Here is a 24,415-nt window from a genome sequence, read left to right as displayed (position 1 = left end):
GGTTTAACGACCGACGACGAGACGCAAGCCCGGCAGCACGCTTTCGGTTTCGGCGCGCCGCTCCAGCGCCATGCGCATATTCATTTGCGCCACCTCGGTGTGTTCCACGGCCAGGGCCTGGGCGCGCGCGCCCTCGCCGGCCTTGAGCGCGGCGAACAGCATATGGTGCTGGCGGTGCGCGTAATGCATCCAGTCGCGATCCTGCTCCAGCGTGGACTGCATGGGCAGCATGGCCGAGGCTGATGCGAAAGGCAGTTTGTCGTTGAGCTGGATCGCGCGCTGCAAGGCGCGGTTGCCGCTGGCCTCCAGGATCAGCGCGTGGAAGCGGTCGTTCATGGCGGCATAGGCTGCGTAGTTCTCATAGCCCAGCGGGTTGGCCGCCAGCGCCCTGTCGCCTTCGTCCAGGCAAGACTGCAGATCAAGCTGCAGCTGGCGCGACACGCCGTGCTCGGCCACCAGGCGCGCCGCCATGCCCTCAAGGTGGCCGCGCACCGCAATCGCGTCGGACACCTCGCGCGGCGTGAACTGGCGCACCAGGTATTTGCCGGTGTCGTTGGCCTCGACCAGCCCCTCCTGCTCCAGCGTGACCAGCGCGGCCCGCACCGGTGTGCGCGAGGCGCCCAGGCGCTCGGCCAGTTGCTGCTCGGCCAGCCGCTGGCCGGGCTCGAACTCGCCGCGCAGAATCAGATCGCGCAACTGCATCAACACGGTTTCTTGCAAGTTCATGACTGCGAATGTACACTGAATTTTAAATTTGGGATACCGTTTTTAGGTTTACCCTGCACGACAAGGCCTCGCCATGAACGCTGAACAAAACCAACTGCTGACCCGCATCACCGCGGGCACGCCCTGCGGCAAGCTGCTGCGCCGGTACTGGCAGCCTGCGGCGCTGGTCGATGAGTTCAACCCGGCGCTGGACCCGCGCATGGCCATCCGCCCGGTCAAGGCGCTGAAACTCTTCGGCCAGGACCTGGTACTGTTCAAGGACGCCTCCGGCGCCTGGGGCCTGCTGGACCGCGATTGCGCCCACCGCGGCGCCGACCTGTCCTTCGGCCGGCGCGAAAGCCTGGAACAGGGTGGCGGCCTGCGCTGCCCTTTTCACGGCTGGAAGTTCGCGACCGATGGCCGCTGCCTGGAAACACCGGCCGAACCCACCGGCAGCAAGCTGTGCGAGCGCATACGCCAGCGCAGCTACCCCGTGAGTGAAAAGGCCGGCGTACTGTTCGCCTGGCTGGGCGACGAGGGCAGCACGCCGCCGCCCTTCCCGGCTTTTGACTGCTTTACCGCGCCGGCCACGCACAGCTTTGCCTTCAAGGGTTTGTGGAACGCCAACTGGCTGCAGTCCTTTGAAGTGGGCATAGACCCGGCGCACCCGTCCTTTTTGCACCGCTTTTTGCAGGACGACCCGCTGGAGCAAATCGGCGAGAACCCGGCCGGCAAGCAGTTTCGCAGCGCCAGCGCCGGCAGCAAGGACGGCGAGCAGTGGCCAATGACACGCATCATGCGCGAGTTCGCCCAGCCCGACATCAGCTTCGAGAACAAGCCCTGGGGCATGCAGCTGACCGCGCTGCGCGCCATGACCGACAAGCTCACCCACGTGCGCGTGACCAACGCCATCTTCCCGGCCACCTTTGTGATCCCGCTGTCGGAGACCATGACCATCACGCAGATGCATGTGCCGGTGGACGACACCCACACCTATTGGTACACCTTCTTCACGAGCTTTGCCGGCCCGCTGGACCGCGAAAGCATGCGCGCGCAGCGCCAGCAGTTCATCGCCCTGCCCGACTACATCCCCAAGGCCGGCCGCCACAACGACTGGGGCTTTAATGCTGAGGAGCAGATGAGCACCACCTACCTGGGCATGGGCGAGGAAGACATCAATGTGCACGACCAGTGGGCGGTGGAAAGCATGGGTGCCATCCAGGACCGCACGCGCGAACACCTGGCCACCTCCGACAAGGTCATCATGGCGAACCGGCGCGTGCTGCTCAAGGCAATTGAGACCGTGCAGAACGGCGGCGTGGCACCCGGCATCGCCGACCCCGCGCAGGCCGCAATGATCACTGGCCCGGATACGGTGGACGGCATCGCCCCGGCCGGCGAATGGGCCCAGTGGTGGCAGCAAAACGCACGCGCCAAACGCGAGGGCGCGCCCTGGCTGGACGCCAAAGCCCCCTCGCCCGCTTCGGCCGACACCGCCACGCAATCATGAGCTTCGCGGCGCAATGCGGCGTGCACGACGCCGCGCGGCAAGCCGCCCAGGCCGAGGCGCTGCGGCGCATCGAGGCCAGCGGCCTGGAGCTGCTGCGTTTTGCCTGGTGCGACCTGCACGGCATGCTGCGCGGCAAGACGCTGGTGGCGGCCGCCGCAGCGCAGGCCATGGCCGACGGCGTGGGCATGGTCAGCACGCTGCTGCTCAAGGACACGGCCGACCGCACCGCCTACAAGGTGTTCGAGGCCGGCGGCGCCGCGGGCCTGCCCGGTTTTGAATTCGGCGGCAATGTGATGCTGCTGGCCGACCCGGCCAGCTTGAAAGAATTGCCGTGGGCAGAGAAAACCGGCTGGCTGCAATGCCAGCCCTGGTTTCCCGACGGCAAGCCGGTGGCACTCGACACGCGCCGCGTGCTGCAAGACGCGCTGGCCAAGCTGGCCGAGGCCGGCTACGGCATGAAGTGCGGGCTGGAAATCGAATTCCATATCTACCGCGTCAACGAAGGCGGGCCGCATCCTCAACTGGACCCCGAACTGGCCGGCTGGCCCGGCCTGCCGCCGCAGGTGAGCATGATCCACCCCGGCTACCAGCTGCTGTCCGAACAGTGGGCGGACATGGCCGAGGAGCCGCTGCGCATCGTGCAGCGCACGGCGCAGGCGCTGGGCCTGCCGCTGCTGTCGCTGGAAATCGAGCTTGGCCCCAGCCAGGTCGAGGCGGTATTCGAAGCCACTGACGCGCTGGCGGCGGCCGACAACATGGTGCTGTTTCGCAGCGCGGTGAAACAGGCGCTGCGGCGCGCCGGCTACCACGCGACGTTTATGTGCCGCCCGCCCTTTCCCAACATCATGTCCAGCGGCTGGCATCTGCACCAATCGCTGGTGGACCTGACAACCGGCACCAACCTGTTCAAGCGCGCCAGCCCGGCCGCCGGCAGCACGCCGACGGATGCGCAATTCACGCTCTCGGAAACCGGCGAGCACTACCTGGCCGGGCTGCTGGCGCATGCGCACGGCATGACGGCTTTTTGCACGCCCACCATCAACGGCTTCGGGCGATTCCGGCCCAACGCGCTGGCACCGCAGTCCATCCTGTGGGGCCGCGACAACCGCGGCGCCATGCTGCGCGTAATCGGCCAGTGCAATGACAACAGCACGCGCATCGAAAACCGCCTGGGCGAGCCCGCCGCCAATCCTTATCTCTACATCGCCTCGCAAATCCATGCCGGGCTGGACGGCATCACGCGCCGCCTCAAGGCCCCGCCAGCCACCGACGCGCCCTATGGCGGCAGCGCCGAGAAAATCCCCACCAGCCTGGGCGAGGCGCTGGAGGCGCTCAAAGCCGACGCCACGCTGGTGGCAGGCTTGGGCGACACTTTCATCAACTGCTTCACACACATCAAACAAGCCGAAATCAAGCGCCATGCCGATGCCGAAGACAAGGACGACTGGCAGCGCCGCGAATACTTCAGCCGCATTTGACGAAACCGCCCCACTTCATGATCACCCTTCATTTCATCGCAGCCGACGGCCGCGCCACTTCGGTACAAGGCAAGCCCGGCAAAAGCCTGATGGAGGCAGCCGTGGCGGCCGGCATTGACGGCATCGCGGCCGACTGCGGCGGGCTGCTGACCTGCGCCACCTGCCATGTGCATGTCCAGGAGCCCTTCGCGTCCAGCCTGCCGCCGCCCGATGGCGAGGAACTGGGCATGCTGGAATTCACCGCCGCGCCGCGCACTGCCGCCAGCCGCCTGAGCTGCCAGATCAAGCTCACGCCGGCACTGGACGGATTGACGGTACAGTTACCGGCAACCCAATACTGAGACATCGAAGCAAAGGAGTGTTTTTTTCATGATTCTCGAACTCGCCGACATCCGCATCCACCCCGGCCAGCAGGCCGCCTTTGACGAAGCCATACAGCGCGGCCTGCGGGAGGTGATTTCCAAGGCCAAGGGCTTCCAGGGTTTCAAGGTCAACAAGGGCATTGAAAGCCCCGAGCGCTACATCCTGCAGATTTTCTGGGATACGCTGGAAAACCACACCGTCGACTTCCGCCAGTCGCCGGCTTTTGCCGACTGGCGCGCCATCGTCGGGCCGTTTTTTGCCGGCCCGCCCACAGTGGAGCATTTCGACCTGCTCGCCAAGTCGGCCTGAAGTATGGCGTGAGGCTTCGCCGGATCCAATAAAAAAACGGGGCTAAAAAGCCCCGTTTTTGTTTTTTATTGTTTGTTGACGTGTCGGCCTAACGGCCGTCATTCTCGTGGCCGGTGACCAGCTTGGCCAGCAACTGGTTGAACTGGACCCGCTCGTTCTCGTCCAGCGGGGCCAGGATGCGCTGCTGGGTCTTGCCGACGGCGCGCTTCATCTGCAGCGCGATTTTTTCGCCCTCGGGCGTGGTCCACAGCAGTTTGCGGCGCTTGTCGGAGGGGTCGGCCTCGCGCTTGACCCAGCCCTTGGCTTCCAGCCGCCCTATCACCGAGCCGAAGGTGGCCGGATCGAAGGCCACCCGGCCCGACAGCGTGATCTGGTCTTCGCCGGGGTCGTCCATCAAAGCATTCAGGATGGCAAACTGCACCGGTGTGGCATCGAAACCGGCCGTCTCCTCCATGAAAATCGCCACCGCGAGCTGTTGCGCACGGCGGATCAGGTGCCCGGGAGCTTCACTGAAATTAAATGTTTTTGCCATGTGCGGAGTTTAACGGCCCGCTTTGCAATTCAGGGTAACTACCAAGGTACCGAGCACCCTATTAATAAGTATACTTATCATAAAGGCATCCGACCCAAGCCCTCCCTGGCCCAGCCTTTACCCATCTCTCACCTATGGCACAAACATCCGCACTTCCTCTCCTCGTCTCGGGCGGCGGCATTGGCGGGCTGGCCGCGGCCATGGTGCTGGCCCAGGACGGTCACCGTGTGACCCTGTTCGAGCAGGCGGCGAGCTTCGGCGAGATCGGTGCCGGCATCCAGCTGAGCCCCAACATCTTCCGCATGTTCGACTACCTGGGCCTGACCGAGGCCATCAACCGCGTGGCCTTCTTCCCCACCGGCCTGGGCATGAACGACGTGCGCACCGGCGAGAAAGTCGTGCGCGTGCCGCTGGGCGACCTGGCCCGAGCGACTTACGGCTTCCCCTACGGCGTGATTTACCGCGCCGACCTGCACCAGGTCTTCCTGGACGCCTGCCGCGCCCAGCCCAACATCACCCTGCGCACGCATGCCAAGGTGGAGTCCTATGACCAGTCGGCCGACGGCGTGACTGTGAAACTTGAAGGCGGTGAAGTCGTTGAAGGCAGCGCGCTGATAGGTGCCGACGGCATGTGGAGCCGCATCCGCGAGGCCGTGGTCGGCGACGGCAAGCCCCGCGTGTCCGGCCACATCGCCTACCGCGCGGTGCTCAAGCGCGAGGATGTTCCGGCCCATTTGTGGAGCGACGACGTGCTGCTCTGGGGCGGCGAAAAAACCCACCTGGTGCACTACCCGCTGCGCCGCGGCGAACTCTTCAACCTGGTCGCGGTCTTCCACAGCAATAAATACGACGAAGGCTGGAACACCTTTGGCGACACGGCCGAGCTCAACGAGCGTTTCGCCGGGGCATGCCCGCAGGTCAAGGAACTGCTGGGCAAGATAGAGACCTGGAAGATGTGGGTGCTGTGCGACCGCGAACCGGTGAAGAACTGGACAGACAGGCGCGTGACCTTGCTGGGCGACGCGGCCCACCCCATGCTGCAGTACCTGGCCCAGGGCGCAGGCCAGGCCATCGAAGACGCTGTAGTCCTGCGCGAAGCGCTGCGTCATACCCGCGGCGACGTGGAAAAAGCGTTCCAGAAGTACCAGCAAAAGCGCTACCTGCGCACCGGTCGCGTGCAGCTGACCGCTCGTTTTTATGGCGATATTTACCATGCGGCCGGCGTGCAGCGCGAACTTCGCAACCAGATGTTCCAGAGCGGCACCGAAAGCGCGGGCTTCGCCGGCCTGAAGTGGATGTACGACGGGATCGAGCCGTCAAAACTGTTCCAATAAAGCTTTAAAGCCTCAGGGACCGTGATGAAGCCTTTTTTCGCCTTGTTTTCCACCGTATTTTTCGCCGCCTGCGCGCAACCAGCCGCAGCGGCGGCCCCCACCGCCTGGCCGACAAAACCGGTGCGCATCATCGTGGGATTTCCAGGCGGCTCCACACCCGACATGGCGGCCCGCACCCTGGCCGAGCCGCTGAGCCGCGCGCTCGGCCAGCCGGTGGTCATCGACAACAAGCCCGGCGCATCGGGCAATATCGCGGCCGACCAGGTCGCCAAGGCCACCGACGACCACACGCTGGGTGTCGTCATCAACGGCAACCTGACCTCGGCCAAGCTGCTGTATCCCAAGCTGCCTTACGACCCAGCCAAAGATTTCACGCCCATCTCGCTGCTGGCCACCGCGCCGCTGGTGCTGGTGGCGCCCGCGAACGAGCCCGGCGGGGCCGACTTCTTCACCGCCGCGCGCCAGGGCGGCGCCCAATGGAACTACGGCTCGGTCGGCAACGGCTCGGTCGCCCACCTGGGCATGGAACTGCTCAAAAGCCGCGTGCCCGGCCTTACGCCGGTGCACGTGCCCTTTGCCGGCAACCCGCAGGTGGTCACCGCCATGCTGGGCGGCCAGATCCAGATGGCGCTGATTCCGCCGGGCGTGGCCATGCCGCATGTGCGCGCCGGCAAGCTCAAGGCCATAGGCCTGGCCGGCGGGCGCTCCTCGCTGGTGCCCGAGGTGCCGCCGCTGGCCGACGCCGGCGTGAGCAAGGTCAACCTCGAGGTGTGGACGGCGCTGATAGGCCCGGCAAACCTCTCCAAAGCTGCCCAGGCACGGCTGGCGCAGGAAGTGCCGCGCATCATCCGCGACGCCGACACCCGGCAAAAACTGTTTAACCAGGGCTGGCAGGCCGTGGGCACTTCGCCCGATGGCCTCAAAAGCCGCGTGAAGGACGAAGCCGCCATCCTGGGCGGCATCATCCAGTCGCGCGGCATCAAGCTGGAGTAATGATGCCCCCACGTTCGCTCACTGCGTGTAGCTCTCTGCCCCCCGAGGAGGCCGCCCGCCTGCGGCCCGGCAAAGCCGGTTCCGCGGCTCATGCTGGGCTTAAGAGTTCTGGGAGCACAACCAGTGGGGGCCGCGGAACCGGCTTTGCCAGGCCGCAGGCGCCGCCCCCTCAAGGGGGGAACAGGCTACACGCAGTGAGCCTGGACGGGGGTGCAACTTGATCACCGAACCCGCGCGCAGTCTACCTATCTACGGCGAATTTGACGTCGTTGTGATTGGCGGCGGCCCCGCCGGCCTGGCTGCCAGCGTCAGTGCCGCGCGGCATGGCGCGCGCACCTTGCTGGTGGAGCGCTACGGTTTCCTGGGCGGCATGGGTACGGCTGGTGGCGTCACCAATTTCGCGGGCCTGTACGGCCGCAAGAACGGCGAAATGCGGCAGGTGGTGCGCGGCGTCGCCGACGACCTGTTGCAGCGCATTGACGCGCTGGGCGGCCTCAATGCGCCGCAGGACGGCATGCAGGGCCGCATACGCGTGCGCTCCTATGACGTGTCGGCCTATAAATGCGCGGCCGACCAGCTGCTGGTGGCCGCCGGCGTGCACATCCTCTTTCATGCCTGGGCCGCGGCCGTGGTGATGGAGGGTGACCAAATCGGCGCCCTGGTGGTGGAAACCAAGTCGGGCCGCCAGGCGATACGCGCCACACGTTTTATCGATTGCTCGGGCGATGCCGATGTGGCGAACTTCGCGGGTGTGCCGTTTGAGCTCGGCGACGGCCACGGCAGTGCGCTGTTTCCCTCGACCATGTTCCGTGTCGGCCATGTCGACGCGTCGCGCGCGCTGGCGGCCGTCGGCGAGTTCAAGGCCATCAACACGCTGATGGCCGAAAGCCAGGCACGTGAGCCGGGCCGCTACAAGTTTCCGCGCGAGGGCGCCATCCTCAGGCCGCAAAAGAACCCGGCCGAATGGCGCGCCAACGTCACGCAAATCCGCAACGCCCAGGGCACGGCCATGGACGCCACCGACGCGCGGCAACTGAGCGAGGGCGAACTCGAGGGCCGGCGCCAGATCACCGAATACTTCCGCTTCCTGCGCAATGAAGTGCCGGGTTTCGCGGATTCCGCCATCGTCGACATCGCACCCCAGGTGGGCATACGCGAGACGCGCCGCATCAAAGGCCTGTACGCACTGAGCGGCGAAGACATCCTTTCCTCGGCCCGTTTTGAAGACGCCATCGGCATCAACGCCTGGCCCATGGAGCTGCATGCCGACGGCCGCATCGACTGGCAGTTTCCGCGCAACGTCGACGCCGCTGAAGGCCGCACCTACAACGAGCTGCCCTGGCGCATGCTGGTGCCCCAGGGCGTGGCCAACCTGCTGGTGGCCGGGCGCTGCGCCTCGATGACGCATGAGGGCCAGTCGGCCGCACGCGCCAGCGGCGGCTGCTTTGTGATGGGCCAAGCGGCCGGCACGGCGGCGGCCATGCCCGGCGCGGGCCGGAGTTTTGCCGAGACCGACGTGAAGCAGCTGCAGCAGCTGCTCACGCGGGACGGCGTGTATTTCGACAACGACGGCGATCTCTAACCAAAGAAGGACACCCCTCATGGACATGACGCCCCCTCCCCCCGCCCACGGCCAGTGCGCCGTGCCCAACGGCGCCGCGCGCAAGGCTTTTTATGAGGCCATTTCGGCGCACAGCATGACGCCGCTCTGGGAAGTGCTGCACGCCCTGGTGCCGCAGTCGCCGAACACGCCCTGCCAGCCGGCGTTGTGGAAATATGCCGACGTGCGTCCCTTCCTGATGCAGTCGGGCGAACTGATCACCGCCGAAGAGGCGGTGCGTCGCGTGCTGATCCTGGAAAACCCCGGCCTGCGCGGGCAGTCTTGCATCACGCAGTCGCTCTACGCCGGCCTGCAGGTCATCCTGCCCGGTGAAATCGCACCCAGCCACCGCCACACGCAAAGCGCGCTGCGTTTTGTCGTTGAAGGCCACGGCGCTTTCACCGCCGTCGACGGCGAGCGCACGCTGATGAAGCCCGGCGACTTCATCATCACGCCCAGCTGGACCTGGCACGACCACGGCCTTGAAGGCCGCGTCGAATCCGACGCGCCGGTGGTCTGGCTGGACGGCCTGGACATTCCCATGCTGCGTTTTTTCGACGCGGGTTTTGCCGAGAACGGCGGCGCCAAACAGCAGGAAGTCACCAAGCCCCTGGGCATCAGCAGCCACCGCTACGGCGCCAACATGCTGCCGATGCGCTACGACGCACCTTTCGGCCAGACCTCGCCCATCTTCAGCTACCCTTACGAACGCACGCGCGAGACCCTGCATCAACTGGAAGCCCATGCCGACATCGACGCCTGGGACGGCGTGAAGCTGCGCTATGTGAACCCGGCCACGGGCGGCTCGCCCATGCCCACCATGGCGACCTTTATGCAGCGCCTGCCCGCGGGCTTTGCCGGCAAGCCCTGGCGCCAGACCGACGGCGCCGTGTTCAGCGTGGTCGAAGGCTCGGGTTCGGTCGACATCACGCAGGGTGGCGAAACCCGTACCTTTGAATTCGGCCCGCGCGACCATTTTGTGATTCCGTCGTGGCACACTGCGCAATTGCGTTCGGCGCAATCTTGTGTGCTGTTCAGTTTTTCAGACCGCCCGGTGCACCAGGCCCTGGGCATACACAGAGAAGAAAGGTTGTCATGAGTTTTGTCATCACCCCACCGGCCACGGTGTCCGTCCCCGTCGTCGGCAGCAAAGAGCGGTTTCCCGTGCACCGCATTTACTGCGTGGGCCGCAACTACGAAGAGCACGCCAAGGAAATGGGTTTTACCGGCCGCGAGCCGCCCTTCTTCTTCCTGAAACCGGCCGACGCCATTGTCGCGGTGGACGGCGGCAGCACCGGCACCATTCCCTACCCGAGCCTCACCAAAAACCTGCACCATGAGATCGAGCTGGTCGTGGCCATAGGCACGGGCGGCAAAAACATCAAGGCCGCCGACGCGCACAAGCATATCTACGGCTACGCAGTGGGCCTGGACATGACGCGCCGCGACCTGCAGGGCGAGATGAAAAAACAGGGCCGCCCCTGGTGCATAGGCAAGGCTTACGACCACTCCGCGCCCATAGGCCCGATCACGCCCGCGGCCCAGGCCGGCGACGTGAACCATGCCGAGCTGTACATCCAGGTCAACGGCACGGACCGCCAGCGCAGCAATGTGTCCAAACTGATCTGGAACATCGCCGAAACCATTGAACACCTGTCGACGGCCTGGGAACTGCAGCCCGGCGATTTGATTTATACCGGCACGCCAGAAGGTGTGGGGGCGGTGGTCTCCGGCGACACCATGGTCGGCAGCGTGGCCGGCCTGGGCACGTTGACCATCAAGGTCGCGTAACACCTTTACCCATGTCCGCGCCCACACCGCAGGCGGCGGCGACAAGCATGAACGGCCGCCTCGCGCGGCCGTTTTTCATGGCGGGTGGTTTGCGCGATGAACGCGCATCTGCTTTAATCACCGCGCAAATACCCCGGCCTCTTCGGGTAAGCCGCCTGCCCGGATGAGGCCGCAATTCTGATAATCGGCCCATGCGGTCCGGGGGCCACCTCGAAACCACGTTCTGCTTTTCGGAGACCTTTCTTGAAAATCCTTGAAAACCTGTCAAAGCTGAGCGCCATCCTGGCCGGGTTGTTGATGACGGCGATCACGCTGCTGACCTGTGTCAGCATCATCGGCCGCGAAACCCTGGGCAAAACCGTTCCGGGCGACTTTGAGCTGGTCGGCCTGGCCACCGGCGCGGCCGTGGGGCTGTTCATGCCCCTGTGCCAATTGCAACACGGCAACATCATCGTCGACTTTTTTACCGCACGCGTGCCGCATCGCGTCAATAGGCAACTGGACCGGCTGGGAGCCCTGCTCCTCGGCCTGTGCTTTGTGCTGCTGGCCTGGCGCGCCGGGCTCGGTGGCCTGAACTCGTGGCAGACCAATTCCAGCACCATGCTGCTGGGCGTTCCGGAGTGGTATGCCTACGTCACCATGGTTCCGGGCTTTTTGCTGACTGCGGTGATTGCCTTGCATCAGGCGGTCTTTGGTTTCCGGGTCGAGCCGGAGAGTCCGGCATGAGCGGCCTTTCCATCGCGGGCTTCGTCCTCGTTCTGATGTTCGTGCTGATGGCACTGCGCACGCCGATCGCCATCAGCATGTTCCTGGCAGGCTCCGTGGGCTACGTCATGCAGACCGGCTGGGGCCCGTTTGCCAACTTCATGAACAGCATGGCGTTCGCGCGCTTTGCCAGTTATGACCTGTCGGTGATCCCGCTCTTTATCCTGATGGGCCAGTTCGCCACGCAAGGCGGCATCAGCAAGTCCCTGTTCGAGTTCACCGCAGCCATCACCGGCCGGCTCAAGGGCGGGCTGGCCATGGCCGCCGTGATGGCCAGCGCGGCTTTCGGCGCGATTTGCGGATCTTCCGTCGCCACCGCGGCCACCATCACGGGTGTGGCCTTGCCTGAAATGAAACGCCACGGCTATTCAGGACGCCTGGCCACCGGCACGCTGGCCACCGCCGGCACGCTCGGCATACTGATCCCTCCGTCCGTTCCGCTGGTGATCTACGCGATCCTGACCGAGCAAAACATCGCCAAGCTGTTTCTCGCCGCCACCATCCCCGGCATCCTGGCGATGCTCGGCTACATGCTGGTGATCGCGGTCTACGTGCGTGTGGTGCCGGGCCATGCGCCGGAGGTATTGAAGAACCCGCCGAAAATGAACACGCGATTGATCATCGGGCTGGCACCGATTGCCGCCGTGTTCACACTCGTTTTTGGCGGCATTTACGGCGGCTTCTTCTCGCCAACCGAAGGCGCGGCCGTGGGTGCGGCCACAGCCTTCCTGGCGGCGCTGGCCAAGGGTGAGATGAGCTGGGAGAAGTTCAAGCATTGCTTTTACGGCACCGCTACCAGTTCAGCCATGATTTTCCTGATCTTCATCGGCGCCGACATCATGAACTCGACACTGGCGCTGACACAGATACAGCACCAGCTGGTCGGGCTGATAGCCAGCTGGAACCTGGCGCCGATCTGGGTCATGGTCGCCATCGTGGCGCTGCATCTCCTGCTAGGCATGGTGACCGAGGAGCTTTCCATCATCCTGCTGACCATCCCGATCTTTTTCCCGGTCGTGATGGGCCTGGATTTCGGCATGCCCAAGGAGTCGCTCGCCATCTGGTTCGGCATCCTGATCCTGATGGTGGTCTCCTTCGGGCTCCTGGTTCCGCCCATGGGGCTGAACGTTTACGTGGTCAACGGCATGGCCAGGGATGTACCGCTCAGCGAAAGCTTTCGCGGCGTGCTTCCCTTCCTCGTCAGCGACCTGATCCGCATCGTGTTGATGCTGGCATTCCCGGGCATTGCCCTCTGGCTGGTGAAGTTCATGAATTGACCTCCGCGCCGCATTCAAGGGAATTCACCGGTTCGGCCTTTCTGGGTTTCGTATAAGGTCGAATCATCTTTACCAATGGAGATTTCCATGATCCACCGCCGCACACTTTTGAAGACCGGCGCCGCCGCAGCCCTGGGCGCGCCGGCGCTCTCCAGCCTGGCCCAGCAGGCCGTGACCCTGAAGTTCCACACCTTCATGTCGCCGACCTCCAATGTCTGGCTGGCCATGCACAAGCCTTGGATGGAAAAAGTCGAAAAGGAATCGGGCGGGCGCATCAAATTTGAAGGCTACCCGGCCATGCAGCTGGGCGGAACGCCGGTGCAGCTCTACGACCAGGTCAAGGACGGCGTGGTCGATGTGGTCTGGACACTGCCCGGCAACACGGCCGGACGCTTTCCGCGCATCGAGGTGTTTGAGCTGCCCTTCATGATGTCCAATGCCGAAGCCACCTCCAAGGCCTATTGGGAATACGTGCAGACGGTCGCGCCCGACGAGTTCAAGGACACCCAGGTGCTGGCGCTGCAGGTGCACGGCCCCGGCGTGATCCATACGGTGGACAAGCCCGTCAAGTCCATCGCCGACATGCGCGGCCTCAAGCTGCGCGCGCCGACCCGCCAGGTGACCAAGCTCATGGGCGTGCTGGGCGCCACGCCGGTCGGCATGCCGCTGCCGCAGATTCCCGACGCGCTGAGCAAGGGCACCATCAACGGCTGCGTGATCCCCTGGGAGGTCGTGCCTTCGGTCAAAGTCAACGAGCTCACCAAGTTCCATGCCGAGTTCGACCCCGCCGGCGGCAGCCTCTACACCACCACCTTTGTGATGGCCATGAACAAGGCCAAGTACAACTCGCTGGCGCCCGAGCTCAAAAAGGTCATCGACAACAACTCCGGCATGGCCACCTCGGCCTGGCTGGGCAAGGTGCAGCAGGGCAACGACGTACCCGGCCGCAAGACCGCCAGCGACCGCGGCAACATCATTTACACCGTGAGCGCCGCCGAAGCCCAGGACTTCCGCCGCAAATCGCGCACGGTGGAAGTCGAGTGGGTGGAGGACATGAACAAAAAGGGCTTCGACGGCAAGAAGCTGCTCGACACGGCGCGCGGCCTCATCGAAAAGCATACCAAGACGACCAAGGTTTGAACCCCGGATCCGTGCCCCCCCAAAAAACCGGGCCTGTGCCCGGTTTTTAAATGCCGGTCGGCCTGGGCCGGCCAGGCTGCCCGCACGCCGAAGCCGCTACACTCATTTGATGCATCGCCCTCCCCTGAAACACTGCCGTGTCTGCGGCACCGCCGTGGCCTACCGGTTGCCGGATGACGGCGACACCAAGGAGCGCGCGGTCTGCCCGGCCTGCAACACCGTCCACTATGAAAACCCGCTCAATGTGGTCGGCACCGTGCCCACCTGGGGCGAGGACGGCGCGCACGTGCTGCTCTGCAAACGCAATATCGAACCGCGCTGGGGCAAGTGGACCTTGCCCGCCGGCTTCATGGAACTGGGCGAAACCACCGCTGAAGGCGCGGCCCGCGAGACGGATGAAGAGGCCGGCGCGCAATTTGAAATGCTGGGCCTTTTCACCGTGATGAATGTGGTGCGCGTCGGCCAGGTCCATTTGTTTTACCGGGCGCGGCTTTTGAGCACCGAGTTCAATCCCGGCCACGAAACCATAGAGGCACGGCTGTTCACCGAAGCCGAAATTCCCTGGGACGAGATCGCCTTCAAGACGGTCAAGGAAACCCTGGAACATTATTTTGAAGACAGGCGCAAGGGCGCCTTCGGCATCCATACCGCCGACATCGCATGAACGCCGGCGGACCGCACAGCCCGCCCCAACAGACCCGGTAAAATTTCCTGCATACCCGCGAATCCCCCACAAGGCCTTCGCTTTCACCCGGCCCCGCGGCCAGGCTCTTTTCCCGTTCCCCACCCCCTGGAATCCATGTTCAATACCGCGATCTTTTTCCGCATTGCCGATGATTTTGTGTTGCCGCCCCTGGAGGCGCTGGAAGAGATTTTCCAGTCCCAGCGCTTTGTGCCCTGCGGCGCGACCGAGCCGGAGTCCAGCGGCTGGGTACCGCCGCGCGGCAACAAAAGCACCGTGCTGCTCGAAAGCGTAGGCCGCTCGGTGATTGCGCGGCTGTGCACCGAGCGCCGGCCCGTGCCCTCCTCGGCCGTCAAGGCCGCGGTGGACGAACGCATTGAGAAGTACAAGGAAGAAACCGGCCGCGAGCGCGTGGGCGCCAAGATCAAAAAAGAGTTCAAGCAGGAAGTCATGCTGGACCTGCTGCCGCGGGCCTTCACCAAACGATCCACCACCACGCTGTGGATAGACCCGGTGAACAAATTCCTGGTGGTCGATTCCGGCAACCTCACGGGCGCCGACAAAGTGATCAGCTACCTGGTGGAGGCGCTCAGCGAAATCCCCGGCGCCCTGCCCGGCCTCAAGGCCAGCCCCATACAGACGCAGATGTCGGCCGCCGCCGCGATGTCGCACTGGCTGTCGACCCGCGAAGCACCTTACAACTTCACGGTGGATCGCGACTGCGAACTCAAGACGCCCGACGACCAGAAAGCGACGGTGCGCTATTCGCGCCATACGCTGGACATCGACGAAGTGGCCCAGCACATCGCAGCCGGCAAGCTGCCCACGCAGCTGGCCATGACCTGGAACGAGCGCGTGTCCTTTGTGCTCACTGAAACCGCGCAACTCAAAAAACTCAAACTGCTCGACGTAGTGCTGGACGGCGTGCAGGAAAGCGGCAAGGACGACGACGGCTTTGATACCGACGCAGCCATCATCACCGGCGAGCTGTCCTCGCTGATCCCCGACCTGCTGGATGCGCTGGGCGGTGAACTGGGCGAAGGCGAGGCCGCTGCCGGGCAGGCCGCGGCGGCCGAACCGGTGCCCGAGCCGGCCTAAAACCGCACGCCGTCTTTCTCCAGAAGGCGCAGCATGCTGTCCAGGTGCGCCCGCGCACTCGCGGGGTCACCCACCCGCATCTGCTCGTAGGCGCGCTGCGCCACCTCATGCGGAATGCCGCGCAGCGGCCGCCCCGTGCTCATGGCCTTGAGCTGGACTTCGGCGGCGCGCTCCAGGTAATACAGGTCATCCCAGGCTTCGGCCACCGTGGGGCCGGTCACGATCACGCCGTGGTTCTTGAGAAGCACCACGTCGGCGTCGCCCAGCGTGGCGCTGATGCGGTCGCCCTCGGAGTTGTCAAGCGCCAGGCCGTTGTAGTGCTCGTCGACCGCGACGCGCCCGTAGAACTTCAGCGCGGTCTGGCCCAGCCACAGCAGCGGCGGGCCTTCCAGCATGCTGAGCGCCGTGGCGTTGGGCATATGGGTATGAAAGGCGACGCGCACGCGCGGCTGCAAGCGGTGCAGGCGCGCATGGATGAAAAACGCGGTCGCCTCGGGCTGGCCCTCGCCGTCCAGCACATTGCCGTCAAAGTCACAGACCAGCAGGCGCGACGCGGTGATTTCCCGGAAGGCGTAACCGTAGGGGTTCACGAAGAACAGGTCCTCATGGCCCGGCACGAGCGCGGAGAAGTGGTTGCAGATACCTTCTTCCAGGCCGAATCTGGCCGCGAGCTGGAAGCAGGCGGCCAGCTCCATGCGGGCCTGCCGGACGGCGGCTGAAGACAGGTCCAGACGCCGGCTTTTCGCCGTGAGTGCCGCCGAGCGCGTGCACCGCACCCAGTCCACCGTGAGCCAGCAAATCAGCAAGCTGGAAGACAACGTCGGCCGCGCCCTGCTAACGCGTGACAGGACAGGCAAGCGCGTCAGCCCCACCGAGCACGGCGAGATCCTCGCTGCCTATGCGCGCCGCCTGCTTGCGATTGCCCAGGAGGCCGAAGACATGCTGTCAGCCCCCACGGTGCTGGCGCCGGTGCGCGTGGGCGTGCCCGAGGACTTCAACGCGCAGCGTATGTCAGCCATGCTGTCGGACTTCCTGGCCATCCATCCGGGCGTACGGCTGGACACCGTGAGCGGCATGAGCACAGACCTGCACCACAAGCTGCACCTGGGCGAGATCGACATCGCGCTGGTCAAGCGGGAACCCGGCAGCGGAGAATGCATCGCATCCTGGCCCGAATCCCTCGTGTGGGTCACGGGAAAGACTGCCATGCCCAACAACGAAGAAGTGCCGCTGGCCGTGTTCCCGCAAGGCTGCGTTTACCGGCAGCGCGCCGTCCGGGCGCTGGACAAGATCGGCAAACGCTGGCGCGTGGTATTTGGCAGCCACAGCCTCACCGGCATACAGGCCGCCGTCGCATCGGGCCTGGGCATCAGTGTGCTGCCGACGACGGCCGTCCTGCCGGAGCATCGCGCGCTGGGCGAGGCAGACGGGTTTCCGCCGTTGCCGCCCACCGAGCTGGCCTTGGTCTCGTCGCCCATGCCCCTGAACACAGCGCAACGCCAGCTGGTCGCATTTCTTGCCGACTCCATCGGCAAATAAACAGAACAGGCAGCCGCGCGCTCAGGGTTTTCCGGGGGATTGAAAACACGCAGCAGCGGCGCTAGCTGATCCAACAAGTGCCGGCAAACAGGCCTTCGCACATCAACACCCATCCAAGCCCATGAACCCCAGCACCAAACCCCAACACATCGGCATCGTCGGCTGCTCCGCGGAAGGCGCGGCGCTTTGTTACCAGACCATCTGCACCGAAGGCGCCAAGCTGCTGGGCCCGCACGCCCATCCCGAGGTATCGCTGCACACGCCCTCGCTCTCCGACTACATGGCCTGCATTTACCAGAACGACTGGCGCGGCGTCGGCGACATCATGCTGGCCTCGGTCCACAAGCTCAAGGCGGCGGGCGCCGACTTCCTGATCTGCCCCGACAACACGATTCACCAGGCCTTCGCCCACGTGGAGGCGCGATCACCGCTGCCCTGGCTGCACATCGCCGAAGTCGTCGCCGCGGAAGCCGCGCAGCGTGGGTTTCTCCGCCTGGGTATCACCGGCACACGCTGGCTGGTGGGCAGCGAGGTCTACCCTGAGAAGCTCCGCGCGCGCGGGCTGGACTTCCTGCGGCCCACCGATGCCGAACGTGACGAGATCAACCGCATCATCATGGACGAGCTGGTTTACGGCGTGTTCAAACCCGAGGCGATCACCTATTTCCAGCAAGTCATGTCGCGCATGAAGGGCGCAGGCTGCGATGCCGTGGTGCTGGGCTGCACCGAGATTCCGCTGATCATGAGTGACGCGAACTCGCCCTTGCCGACCCTGGACTCGACGCGCCTGCTGGCGCGGGCCGCGCTTCGCCGGGCGGTAGAGGGCGCAACTACGGCCGGGTAATCGCGGACAAAAACAAAAAAGCCGGTTAGCAAACGCTAACCGGCTCTCTGTTGGTTTTAATGGTCGGTGTGAAAGGATTCGAACCTTCGACCCCTTGCACCCCATGCAAGTGCGCTACCAGGCTGCGCCACACACCGACAAGCCTTAGATTATAGCCTGCCGCAAAGCACTTCTCAGTGGTTGTTGCTCAGGAGATCGCGGATTTCGAACAACTCGCGGCGCACCAGCAGCAACCTTTGCTGCGCTGCAGCCCCCGTGGGCAGGTCGGCGCCCTCGGGTTCGCTGTCTTCAAAGTCGGCTTGGTCGGTGGAGTCCTCAAAGTCTTCGAGCAGCGAATCGCCGCCTTCAAGCACTTCAACACCGTCAAGCATGACCTCCCCGTTGCGGCGCTTGTCGCGTTCGATCTGGACGATTTCCTGAAGCTTGTTGCGCGCGCCGCTGATTGTGAAGCCCTGGTCGTAGAGCAGGTCGCGGATGCGCCGGATCATGAGCACCTCATGGTGCTGGTAGTAGCGCCGGTTGCCGCGCCTTTTCATCGGGCGCAGCTGCGTAAACTCTTGCTCCCAATAACGGAGCACGTGAGGTTTGACGCCGCACAAATCGCTGACTTCACCGATAGTGAAATAGCGTTTCGCCGGGATGGGTGGAAGAGTTTTCTCCAATTAAATCAATGCGCTAAGGAGGAAACCTCCAAATCTACTCTAAGTCGAAAGTTAGCGCAAAGAGTTGCTTGGCTTTTTTGAAATCTGTTGCTCCGTCACACAAGTAACACGAAGTTACCAACTCGCCACTGCGGTGCAATAAGACGGTGTCCGCGCTGCCCGCGAGCGCAGCCCGGGGGCTATTCGGCCGGGTTTTCGCCCTGAATCTGGTCTTTGAGCTTGTGGCTGGCGTGGAAAGTGACCACGCGACGGGCCTGGATGGGGATGGCTTCGCCAGTGCGGGGGTTGCGGCCGGGACGCGGCGCCTTGGTGCGGATCTGGAAATTGCCAAAACCGGAAATTTTTACATCATTTCCGTCCACCAGGCTGTCCGAAATCAGGTCGAAAAACGCGTCAATCATGTCTTTCGATTCGCGTTTGTTGAGCCCTATCTGCTCAAACAGCAATTCGGCAAGATGCGCCTTGGTCAGTGCCGGGGTCTCCAGGCTTTCTACAGAAAATTCCATGCGGCAGTGCTCCTGGCGTTTTTTATTTTGGAAGGTTCGTGGAAGCCTCAGGCACGCAGGCGCGCCCCGAGTTGACCCTGCAGATTCGCGAGAACCGCCTGAACGGCCGCCTCAATCTCCTCGTCGGTCAGTGTAGCGGTGTCGCTCGAAAGCACCAAGCGCACGGCCAGGCTTTTTTCGCCCAGTTGCATGCTGGCGCTGGCCTGTTGCGGCCTGTAGACGTCAAACAGGGCGGCATCCTTGAGCAGGCCTTGCGTGGCCGCGCCGTGAATGGCCGCCATGAGCGCGGCGTGTGTGGCACTCTCCGGCACGATGACGGCGATATCGCGCTCCACGGGCTGGAGTTTGCTGACCGGCTTGAACTCGGGCACCGGGCGCTGCAGGACCGCGTCCAGTTCGAGCTCGAACAGCAGTGGCGCCTGGGCCAGGTCATAGCCCTGGCGCCACTGCGGATGCAGCTCGCCCACAAAGCCTATGGCCTTGCCGCCCACCGACACGCTGGCGCAGCGGCCGGGGTGCATGGCGGGATGCGCGGCGGGCGCAAAGACCGCCTGGAGCGGCGCGAGCAAAGCCTCGACATCGCCCTTGATGTCGAAGAAATCCACTGCCTTGTCGGACTGACTCCAACTCAGGGCAGCCCGAGGACCGTAGGCCAGGCCGGCGACGCGCATGGGTTGGCTGAAACCAGCTACGGTGGTGTCTGTGTTCTGGGCCTGGGCATCACGCAGGAAGACGCGGCCCAACTCAAACACGTTCACGCGAGAAGCCTTGCGGTCCAGGTTGAACTTGAGCACCTGCAGCAGCGAGCCCAGCAGCGAGGAGCGCATGACGCTCATCTGGCTGGCGATCGGGTTGAGCAGCTTGATGGGGTTAGCGTTGCCGGCGAGTTCGTGCTCCCAGCGCTCTTCCACAAAGCTGAAGTTAATGGTTTCCTGGTAGCCCAAGGAAGCCAGTGCGCGGCGCACGGCAAAGGGGCTGCGCTCGGCCTCGAGACGCAGCCGCGCCGTGATGGGCGCCAGCGGCGGCGTGTCGGGCAACTGCTGGTAGCCCACCATGCGCACCACTTCCTCGATGAGGTCTTCCTCGATCTGCAGGTCAAAGCGGTAGCTGGGCGGCGTCACGGTCAGCGTGCCCTCGCCCTGCGCCACCGGCAAGCCCAGGCGCTGGATCGCGTCCAGGCATTGCGCCTGCGTGAGCGGCATGCCGATGACCTTGGCGGCACGCGCCACACGCAGCGTGACAGGTGCCGCCTTGGGCACATTGACCTGCTGGTCGTCCATGGGGCCGCAGGCGGTTTGCGGCGTGCCGCAGATGTCGATGATCAGCTGGGTGATGCGCTCTATGTGCTCCACGGTCTGGCCGGGGTCAACGCCGCGCTCGAAACGGTGGCCCGCATCGGTCGAGAAGTTGTAGCGGCGCGAACGGCCGGCAATGGACTTGGGCCACCAGAAAGCGGCTTCCACGTAAACATGTTTGGTGTCGTCGGACACCGCGGTGGCATCGCCGCCCATGATGCCGGCCAGGGACTCAACCTGGGCATCGTCGGCGATCACGCCAACCTTTTCATCAACCGTCACGGTATTGCCGTTGAGCAGCTTGAGCGTCTCGCCGGGCTTGCCCCAGCGGACGTCAAGTCCGCCGTGGATTTTGTCGAGGTCAAAGATGTGCGAGGGACGGCCGAGCTCGAACATCACGTAGTTGGAGATGTCGACCAGCGCGGTCACGCTGCGCTGGCCGCAGCGCGCCAAGCGGTCCACCATCCATTGCGGCGTCGCGGCCTTGGTGTCGACATTGCGCACCACGCGGCCCGAAAAGCGGCCGCAGAGATCGGGGGCGCTGATCTTGACCGGCACCTTGGTCGTGTCGGCCGCGGCCACGGCCGGGATGGACGGCGTGTGCAGCGGCGCGCCGGTGAGCGCTGCGACTTCGCGCGCGACGCCGTAGACGCTCAGGCAATGCGCGAGGTTGGGCGTGAGCTTGAGGGTGAACAGGGTGTCGTCCAGGCGCAGGTGTTCGCGGATGTCCTGGCCCAGCGGCGCATCGGCAGCCAGTTCGAGCAGGCCGCCGTGGTCTTCGGAGAGCTTGAGTTCGCGCGCCGAGCACAGCATGCCCTGGCTTTCGACGCCGCGCAGCTTGCCGACCTTGATCAGGAAAGGTTTGCCGTCTTCGCCGGGCGGCAGTTCGGCGCCGACCAGGGCGCAGGGCACCTTGATACCGACGCGGGCGTTGGGCGCGCCGCAGACGATGTTGAGCAGGCTACCCTGCCCCACGTCGACCTGGCAGACGCGCAGGCGGTCGGCGTCAGGATGCTGGACGGCCTCCTTGATTTCACCGACGACGATCTTGGTGAAGGGCGGCGCCACGGGCTTGAGCTCTTCGACCTCCAGGCCGGCCATGGTGAGGGTGTCGGCGAGCTGCTGGGTACTGAGCGGCGGGTTGCAGAATTCGCGCAACCAGGATTCTGGGAATTGCATGGTGAGACCTTGTTGTTCTTGTTCTTGTGGCTTATGACTGGAACTGCGAGAGGAAGCGGATGTCGCCGTCGAAGAACAGGCGCAGGTCGTTGACACCATAGCGCAGCATGGTCAGGCGGTCCGGGCCCATGCCGAAGGCAAAGCCGATGTATTTCTCGGGATCCAGGCCCATGTTGCGCACCACGTTCGGGTGCACCTGGCCGGAGCCGGCCACTTCCAGCCAGCGGCCGGCAAGCGGACCGGTCTGGAACTGGATGTCGATCTCGGCGCTGGGCTCGGTGAAGGGGAAAAAGCTGGGCCTAAAACGCAGCACCAGGTCGTCGCTTTCAAAGAAGGTGCGGCAAAAATCGGTGAAGACGAACTTGAGGTCCTTGAAGCTCACGTTCTCGCCTATCCACAGGCCTTCACACTGGTGGAACATGGGCGAGTGGGTGGCATCACTGTCGACACGGTAGGTGCGGCCCGGCGCGATGACGCGGATCTCGGGCATGCGGCCGCCGGCATCAATCAGGGCACGGTGCTTCTTGACATGCTGCACCGCATAGCGGATCTGCATCGGGCTGGTATGGGTGCGCAGCAGGTTGGGCGCGGCCTCGGTGCCGCCTTCGACGTAAAAGGTGTCGTGCATGGACCGCGCCGGATGGTCTTCAGGCGTGTTAAGCGCGGTGAAGTTGAACCAGTCGGTCTCGATCTCGGGGCCCTGGGCCACGTCGAAACCCATGGAGCCGAAAATGCCTTCGATACGTTCCAGCGTCAGCGACACGGGATGCAGGCCGCCCTGCACGCGCTGGCGACCGGGCAGGCTCACGTCGAGCGCTTCTGCTTTCAGCTGCTTTTGCAGCTCGGCATCGGCCAGCGCCTGGCGGCGCGCGTTCAACGCGGCTTCAATGGCCTGCTTGGCCAGGTTGATGGCGGCACCGCGGGATTTTTTCTCTTCCACACTGAGGGCCGCCATGCCCTTCATCAACTCGGTTACGCGGCCGGTCTTGCCCAGAAACTGCGCTTTGGCGTTTTCCAGATCGGCGGGCGTGTTGGCCTGCGCAAAGCTGGCCTGGGCGCTGCTGACCAGTTCTTGGAGGGCATCAGGTTGGGTCATACGTTCTCTTGTTCGAAATACAAAACGGCAAAGGCGCTTTCGGCAGCACTCGCATCACGCCAGCGGAGAGTAAGCACTGCGGAAAAAACCATAAAAAAGGGCCAGAGCCTTTTCAAGCTCCAGCCCTTATTTTCTTGCGCAGGCAGCGATTGAGTAGCGTCAATACTGCCTGGCCTGAAAATCAGGCGGCCAGCTTGGCTTTCACCTGTTCAACGATGGCGCCGAAAGCAGCGCTGTCATTGATGGCCATGTCGGACAGAACCTTGCGGTCGATCTCGATGCCGGCTTTCTTCAGGCCGTTGGCGAACTGGCTGTAGGTCAGGCCGAATGAACGGCTTGCAGCATTGATACGGGCGATCCACAACTGGCGGAACACGCGCTTCTTGGTACGGCGGTCACGGTAGGCATATTGCCCGGCCTTCATTACCGCTTCTTTGGCGATACGGAAGACATTGCCGCGGCGGCCGCGGAAACCTTTTGCAAGGGTTAAAACTTTTTTGTGGCGGGCGCGAGCCGTTACACCACGTTTGACGCGAGGCATGTGTGTACTCCTTGTTCGTCGTTAATTAAATGCCCTGGCCTGGGAGCATCTGTGCCATGTGACCCATATTGGTCTCATGAACAGTCACCGCACCACGCAGATGGCGTTTGTTTTTGGTGGTCTTCTTGGTCAGGATGTGACGTTTGAAGGCTTGGCCGCGCTTGACGGTACCACCCGGACGAACGCGGAAACGCTTTTTAGCGCCGCTCTTGGTCTTCATTTTGGGCATGTAAATGCTCCTTTTCATTTGTGCTCGTGAGGCGCTGCGAACCTTCCGCAGACTTGATGGCCCCGAGCCACTTGTCAGTGGCCAGTGATGACACTTGCCACTGCCGGCGAATGTTTTGCAACATCCGCTGGTCGCGACGGCTTTAACCCCGTCGCTTTCGGAAAGCAGGCTTGTCGCCTACCCTCACAGGAAACGCCTTGCGGCATCCCCTCAACGGCCCGCCGGACCAATCCGGCAAACCCGTATCTCTTCTGGCTAACCTCAGGCCGTGGCCGAGGGCGCCGGTGCTGCCGCAGTTTCCGCTGCCGGCTTGCCGCCGGGCTTCTTGCGGCCCGGCGCGATCATCATGACCATCTGCCTGCCTTCAAGCTTGGGGAACTGCTCCACCACAATCAAATCCGCCAATTCATCGCGAATCCGCGCCAGCAGGGCCAAGCCCAGTTCCTGGTGCGTGATTTCGCGGCCGCGAAAGCGCAAGGTGATCTTGCACTTGTCGCCCTCTTCCAAAAAGCGCTTGATGTTGCGCAATTTGATGTTGTAGTCCCCATCGTCAGTGCCGGGCCGGAATTTGACTTCCTTGATCTCGATCACTTTTTGCTTGGACTTCGCTTCCGCCGCCTTCTTCTGCTCGGCGTACTTGAACTTGCCGTAATCCATCAACCTGCACACGGGCGGAACCGCCGTGGGGGAGATTTCAACAAGGTCAACGTCGGCTTCACCTGCCAGGCGCAAGGCCTCCGCGATGCTGACAATGCCTAAAGGCTCATTGTCCGGCCCGGTCAGACGCACTTCGGGGGCCATGATTTCACGGTTCAAGCGGTGCTTGCGTTCTTCACGGTGACGGCGGTCACGAAATTCAGTAGCGATGGTTCTATCCTTTAACTCTTGCTATAAAAGCTATAGCGGCTCGCACCCGTCCTGTAAGGACGACAGGCCAAATTCATCAA

26 protein-coding genes and 1 tRNA gene are annotated in these 24,415 nt (G+C 63.8%); 16 read left to right on the top strand and 11 right to left on the bottom strand.

The features are described 5' to 3' along the window. Window positions 1-3: 3 nt before the first annotated feature. The gene (locus ACEN8I_RS11020; protein WP_413328462.1) at window positions 4-726 is read right to left on the bottom strand and encodes a GntR family transcriptional regulator; all 723 of its coding nucleotides are present in this window, start codon (window positions 724-726) and stop codon (window positions 4-6) included. Between the two features lie 73 nt (window positions 727-799). On the opposite strand from ACEN8I_RS11020, the gene ACEN8I_RS11015 reads away from it, so the two are divergent. Genes ACEN8I_RS11015 through ACEN8I_RS11000 form a run of 4 tightly spaced genes read left to right on the top strand, consistent with a single transcriptional unit; the run spans window position 800 to window position 4,365 of the window. Further along, on the top strand, window positions 800-2,215 hold the full coding sequence (locus ACEN8I_RS11015) for a Rieske 2Fe-2S domain-containing protein (protein ID WP_413328461.1): 1,416 nt from the start codon (window positions 800-802) through the stop codon (window positions 2,213-2,215). After that, window positions 2,212-3,693 (top strand): glutamine synthetase family protein, encoded by a 1,482-nt coding sequence (locus ACEN8I_RS11010; protein WP_413328459.1) that lies wholly within the window; start codon window positions 2,212-2,214, stop codon window positions 3,691-3,693. The genes ACEN8I_RS11015 and ACEN8I_RS11010 overlap by 4 nt, the downstream gene beginning before the upstream one ends. Before the next feature lie 17 nt (window positions 3,694-3,710). Beyond that, the gene (locus ACEN8I_RS11005; RefSeq protein ID WP_413328458.1) at window positions 3,711-4,034 is read left to right on the top strand and encodes a 2Fe-2S iron-sulfur cluster-binding protein; all 324 of its coding nucleotides are present in this window, start codon (window positions 3,711-3,713) and stop codon (window positions 4,032-4,034) included. A 28-nt stretch (window positions 4,035-4,062) separates the two neighbouring features. Next, window positions 4,063-4,365: an antibiotic biosynthesis monooxygenase family protein gene (locus ACEN8I_RS11000; protein ID WP_413328457.1), complete on the top strand. Its 303-nt coding sequence runs from the start codon at window positions 4,063-4,065 to the stop codon at window positions 4,363-4,365. An 88-nt stretch (window positions 4,366-4,453) separates the two neighbouring features. On the opposite strand, the gene ACEN8I_RS10995 is transcribed toward ACEN8I_RS11000, so the two are convergent. Beyond that, on the bottom strand, window positions 4,454-4,897 hold the full coding sequence (locus ACEN8I_RS10995) for a MarR family winged helix-turn-helix transcriptional regulator (RefSeq protein WP_413328456.1): 444 nt from the start codon (window positions 4,895-4,897) through the stop codon (window positions 4,454-4,456). A gap of 134 nt (window positions 4,898-5,031) precedes the next feature. On the opposite strand from ACEN8I_RS10995, the gene ACEN8I_RS10990 reads away from it, so the two are divergent. From ACEN8I_RS10990 to ACEN8I_RS10945, 10 genes are all read left to right on the top strand, one after another. Then, the gene (locus tag ACEN8I_RS10990) at window positions 5,032-6,231 is read left to right on the top strand and encodes a 3-hydroxybenzoate 6-monooxygenase (RefSeq protein WP_413328454.1); all 1,200 of its coding nucleotides are present in this window, start codon (window positions 5,032-5,034) and stop codon (window positions 6,229-6,231) included. Window positions 6,232-6,255: 24 nt separating this feature from the next. Continuing rightward, complete coding sequence (locus ACEN8I_RS10985) at window positions 6,256-7,224, top strand: Bug family tripartite tricarboxylate transporter substrate binding protein (protein WP_413328453.1); 969 nt, start codon at window positions 6,256-6,258, stop codon at window positions 7,222-7,224. Window positions 7,225-7,441: 217 nt separating this feature from the next. Then, window positions 7,442-8,806 (top strand): FAD-dependent oxidoreductase, encoded by a 1,365-nt coding sequence (locus tag ACEN8I_RS10980; RefSeq protein WP_413328452.1) that lies wholly within the window; start codon window positions 7,442-7,444, stop codon window positions 8,804-8,806. A gap of 19 nt (window positions 8,807-8,825) precedes the next feature. Beyond that, window positions 8,826-9,923: a gentisate 1,2-dioxygenase gene (gene gtdA / locus ACEN8I_RS10975; protein ID WP_413328451.1), complete on the top strand. Its 1,098-nt coding sequence runs from the start codon at window positions 8,826-8,828 to the stop codon at window positions 9,921-9,923. Continuing rightward, window positions 9,920-10,615, top strand: coding sequence for a fumarylacetoacetate hydrolase family protein (locus ACEN8I_RS10970; protein ID WP_413328450.1), 696 nt, complete (start codon window positions 9,920-9,922; stop codon window positions 10,613-10,615). Before gtdA ends, ACEN8I_RS10970 begins: the two co-directional genes overlap by 4 nt. Window positions 10,616-10,858: 243 nt before the next feature. Then, window positions 10,859-11,341: a TRAP transporter small permease gene (locus tag ACEN8I_RS10965; RefSeq protein ID WP_413328449.1), complete on the top strand. Its 483-nt coding sequence runs from the start codon at window positions 10,859-10,861 to the stop codon at window positions 11,339-11,341. Then, window positions 11,338-12,657 (top strand): TRAP transporter large permease, encoded by a 1,320-nt coding sequence (locus tag ACEN8I_RS10960; protein WP_413328448.1) that lies wholly within the window; start codon window positions 11,338-11,340, stop codon window positions 12,655-12,657. The genes ACEN8I_RS10965 and ACEN8I_RS10960 overlap by 4 nt, the downstream gene beginning before the upstream one ends. An 87-nt stretch (window positions 12,658-12,744) precedes the next feature. After that, on the top strand, window positions 12,745-13,797 hold the full coding sequence (locus ACEN8I_RS10955) for a TRAP transporter substrate-binding protein (RefSeq protein ID WP_413328447.1): 1,053 nt from the start codon (window positions 12,745-12,747) through the stop codon (window positions 13,795-13,797). Window positions 13,798-13,906: 109 nt separating this feature from the next. After that, complete coding sequence (locus ACEN8I_RS10950) at window positions 13,907-14,461, top strand: NUDIX hydrolase (RefSeq protein ID WP_413328446.1); 555 nt, start codon at window positions 13,907-13,909, stop codon at window positions 14,459-14,461. Between the two features lie 135 nt (window positions 14,462-14,596). Continuing rightward, window positions 14,597-15,577: a recombination-associated protein RdgC gene (locus ACEN8I_RS10945; RefSeq protein ID WP_413328445.1), complete on the top strand. Its 981-nt coding sequence runs from the start codon at window positions 14,597-14,599 to the stop codon at window positions 15,575-15,577. Here the strand turns inward: ACEN8I_RS10945 and ACEN8I_RS10940 are convergent. After that, window positions 15,574-16,272: an aldolase gene (locus ACEN8I_RS10940; RefSeq protein ID WP_413328444.1), complete on the bottom strand. Its 699-nt coding sequence runs from the start codon at window positions 16,270-16,272 to the stop codon at window positions 15,574-15,576. The genes ACEN8I_RS10945 and ACEN8I_RS10940 overlap by 4 nt on opposite strands. 52 nt (window positions 16,273-16,324) lie before the next feature. Here ACEN8I_RS10940 and ACEN8I_RS10935 point away from each other — a divergent pair, with 52 nt between their 5' ends. Both ACEN8I_RS10935 and ACEN8I_RS10930 read left to right on the top strand, forming a co-directional pair. Continuing rightward, window positions 16,325-17,116 (top strand): LysR family transcriptional regulator, encoded by a 792-nt coding sequence (locus ACEN8I_RS10935; protein ID WP_413328443.1) that lies wholly within the window; start codon window positions 16,325-16,327, stop codon window positions 17,114-17,116. A 121-nt stretch (window positions 17,117-17,237) separates the two neighbouring features. Continuing rightward, window positions 17,238-17,960: an aspartate/glutamate racemase family protein gene (locus ACEN8I_RS10930; protein ID WP_413328442.1), complete on the top strand. Its 723-nt coding sequence runs from the start codon at window positions 17,238-17,240 to the stop codon at window positions 17,958-17,960. Window positions 17,961-18,020: 60 nt separating this feature from the next. Here ACEN8I_RS10930 and ACEN8I_RS10925 read toward each other — a convergent pair. The 8 genes from ACEN8I_RS10925 to infC all read right to left on the bottom strand — a co-directional run bounded on the left by ACEN8I_RS10925 (window position 18,021) and on the right by infC (window position 24,335). Continuing rightward, window positions 18,021-18,097 (bottom strand) — tRNA-Pro (locus ACEN8I_RS10925). Between the two features lie 36 nt (window positions 18,098-18,133). After that, window positions 18,134-18,622 (bottom strand): MerR family transcriptional regulator, encoded by a 489-nt coding sequence (locus tag ACEN8I_RS10920; protein ID WP_413328441.1) that lies wholly within the window; start codon window positions 18,620-18,622, stop codon window positions 18,134-18,136. Window positions 18,623-18,801: 179 nt separating this feature from the next. Further along, window positions 18,802-19,179 (bottom strand): integration host factor subunit alpha, encoded by a 378-nt coding sequence (locus ACEN8I_RS10915; RefSeq protein WP_256375431.1) that lies wholly within the window; start codon window positions 19,177-19,179, stop codon window positions 18,802-18,804. After that, on the bottom strand, window positions 19,176-21,602 hold the full coding sequence (pheT, locus tag ACEN8I_RS10910) for a phenylalanine--tRNA ligase subunit beta (RefSeq protein ID WP_413328440.1): 2,427 nt from the start codon (window positions 21,600-21,602) through the stop codon (window positions 19,176-19,178). The genes ACEN8I_RS10915 and pheT overlap by 4 nt, the downstream gene beginning before the upstream one ends. Window positions 21,603-21,633: 31 nt before the next feature. Continuing rightward, window positions 21,634-22,698: a phenylalanine--tRNA ligase subunit alpha gene (gene pheS, locus ACEN8I_RS10905; protein WP_413328439.1), complete on the bottom strand. Its 1,065-nt coding sequence runs from the start codon at window positions 22,696-22,698 to the stop codon at window positions 21,634-21,636. A 181-nt stretch (window positions 22,699-22,879) separates the two neighbouring features. Continuing rightward, entirely contained in the window at window positions 22,880-23,239 is a 360-nt protein-coding gene (gene rplT / locus ACEN8I_RS10900; RefSeq protein ID WP_007870727.1) for a 50S ribosomal protein L20, read from the bottom strand. A gap of 25 nt (window positions 23,240-23,264) precedes the next feature. Continuing rightward, window positions 23,265-23,468 carry a 50S ribosomal protein L35 gene (rpmI, locus tag ACEN8I_RS10895; protein WP_007870723.1) on the bottom strand — a complete coding sequence of 68 codons (204 nt, stop codon included), beginning with the start codon at window positions 23,466-23,468 and terminating at the stop codon, window positions 23,265-23,267. 261 nt (window positions 23,469-23,729) lie between these two features. Further along, on the bottom strand, window positions 23,730-24,335 hold the full coding sequence (gene infC, locus ACEN8I_RS10890) for a translation initiation factor IF-3 (protein WP_413328527.1): 606 nt from the start codon (window positions 24,333-24,335) through the stop codon (window positions 23,730-23,732). Window positions 24,336-24,415: the final 80 nt, after the last annotated feature.

The organism is Polaromonas sp. CT11-55 (genome assembly GCF_047303325.1).
In the GTDB taxonomy this organism is placed as follows: domain Bacteria; phylum Pseudomonadota; class Gammaproteobacteria; order Burkholderiales; family Burkholderiaceae_C; genus Polaromonas.
Note: the sequence above shows the minus strand (reverse complement) of the source record. Positions and strands in the feature narration are given on the sequence as shown.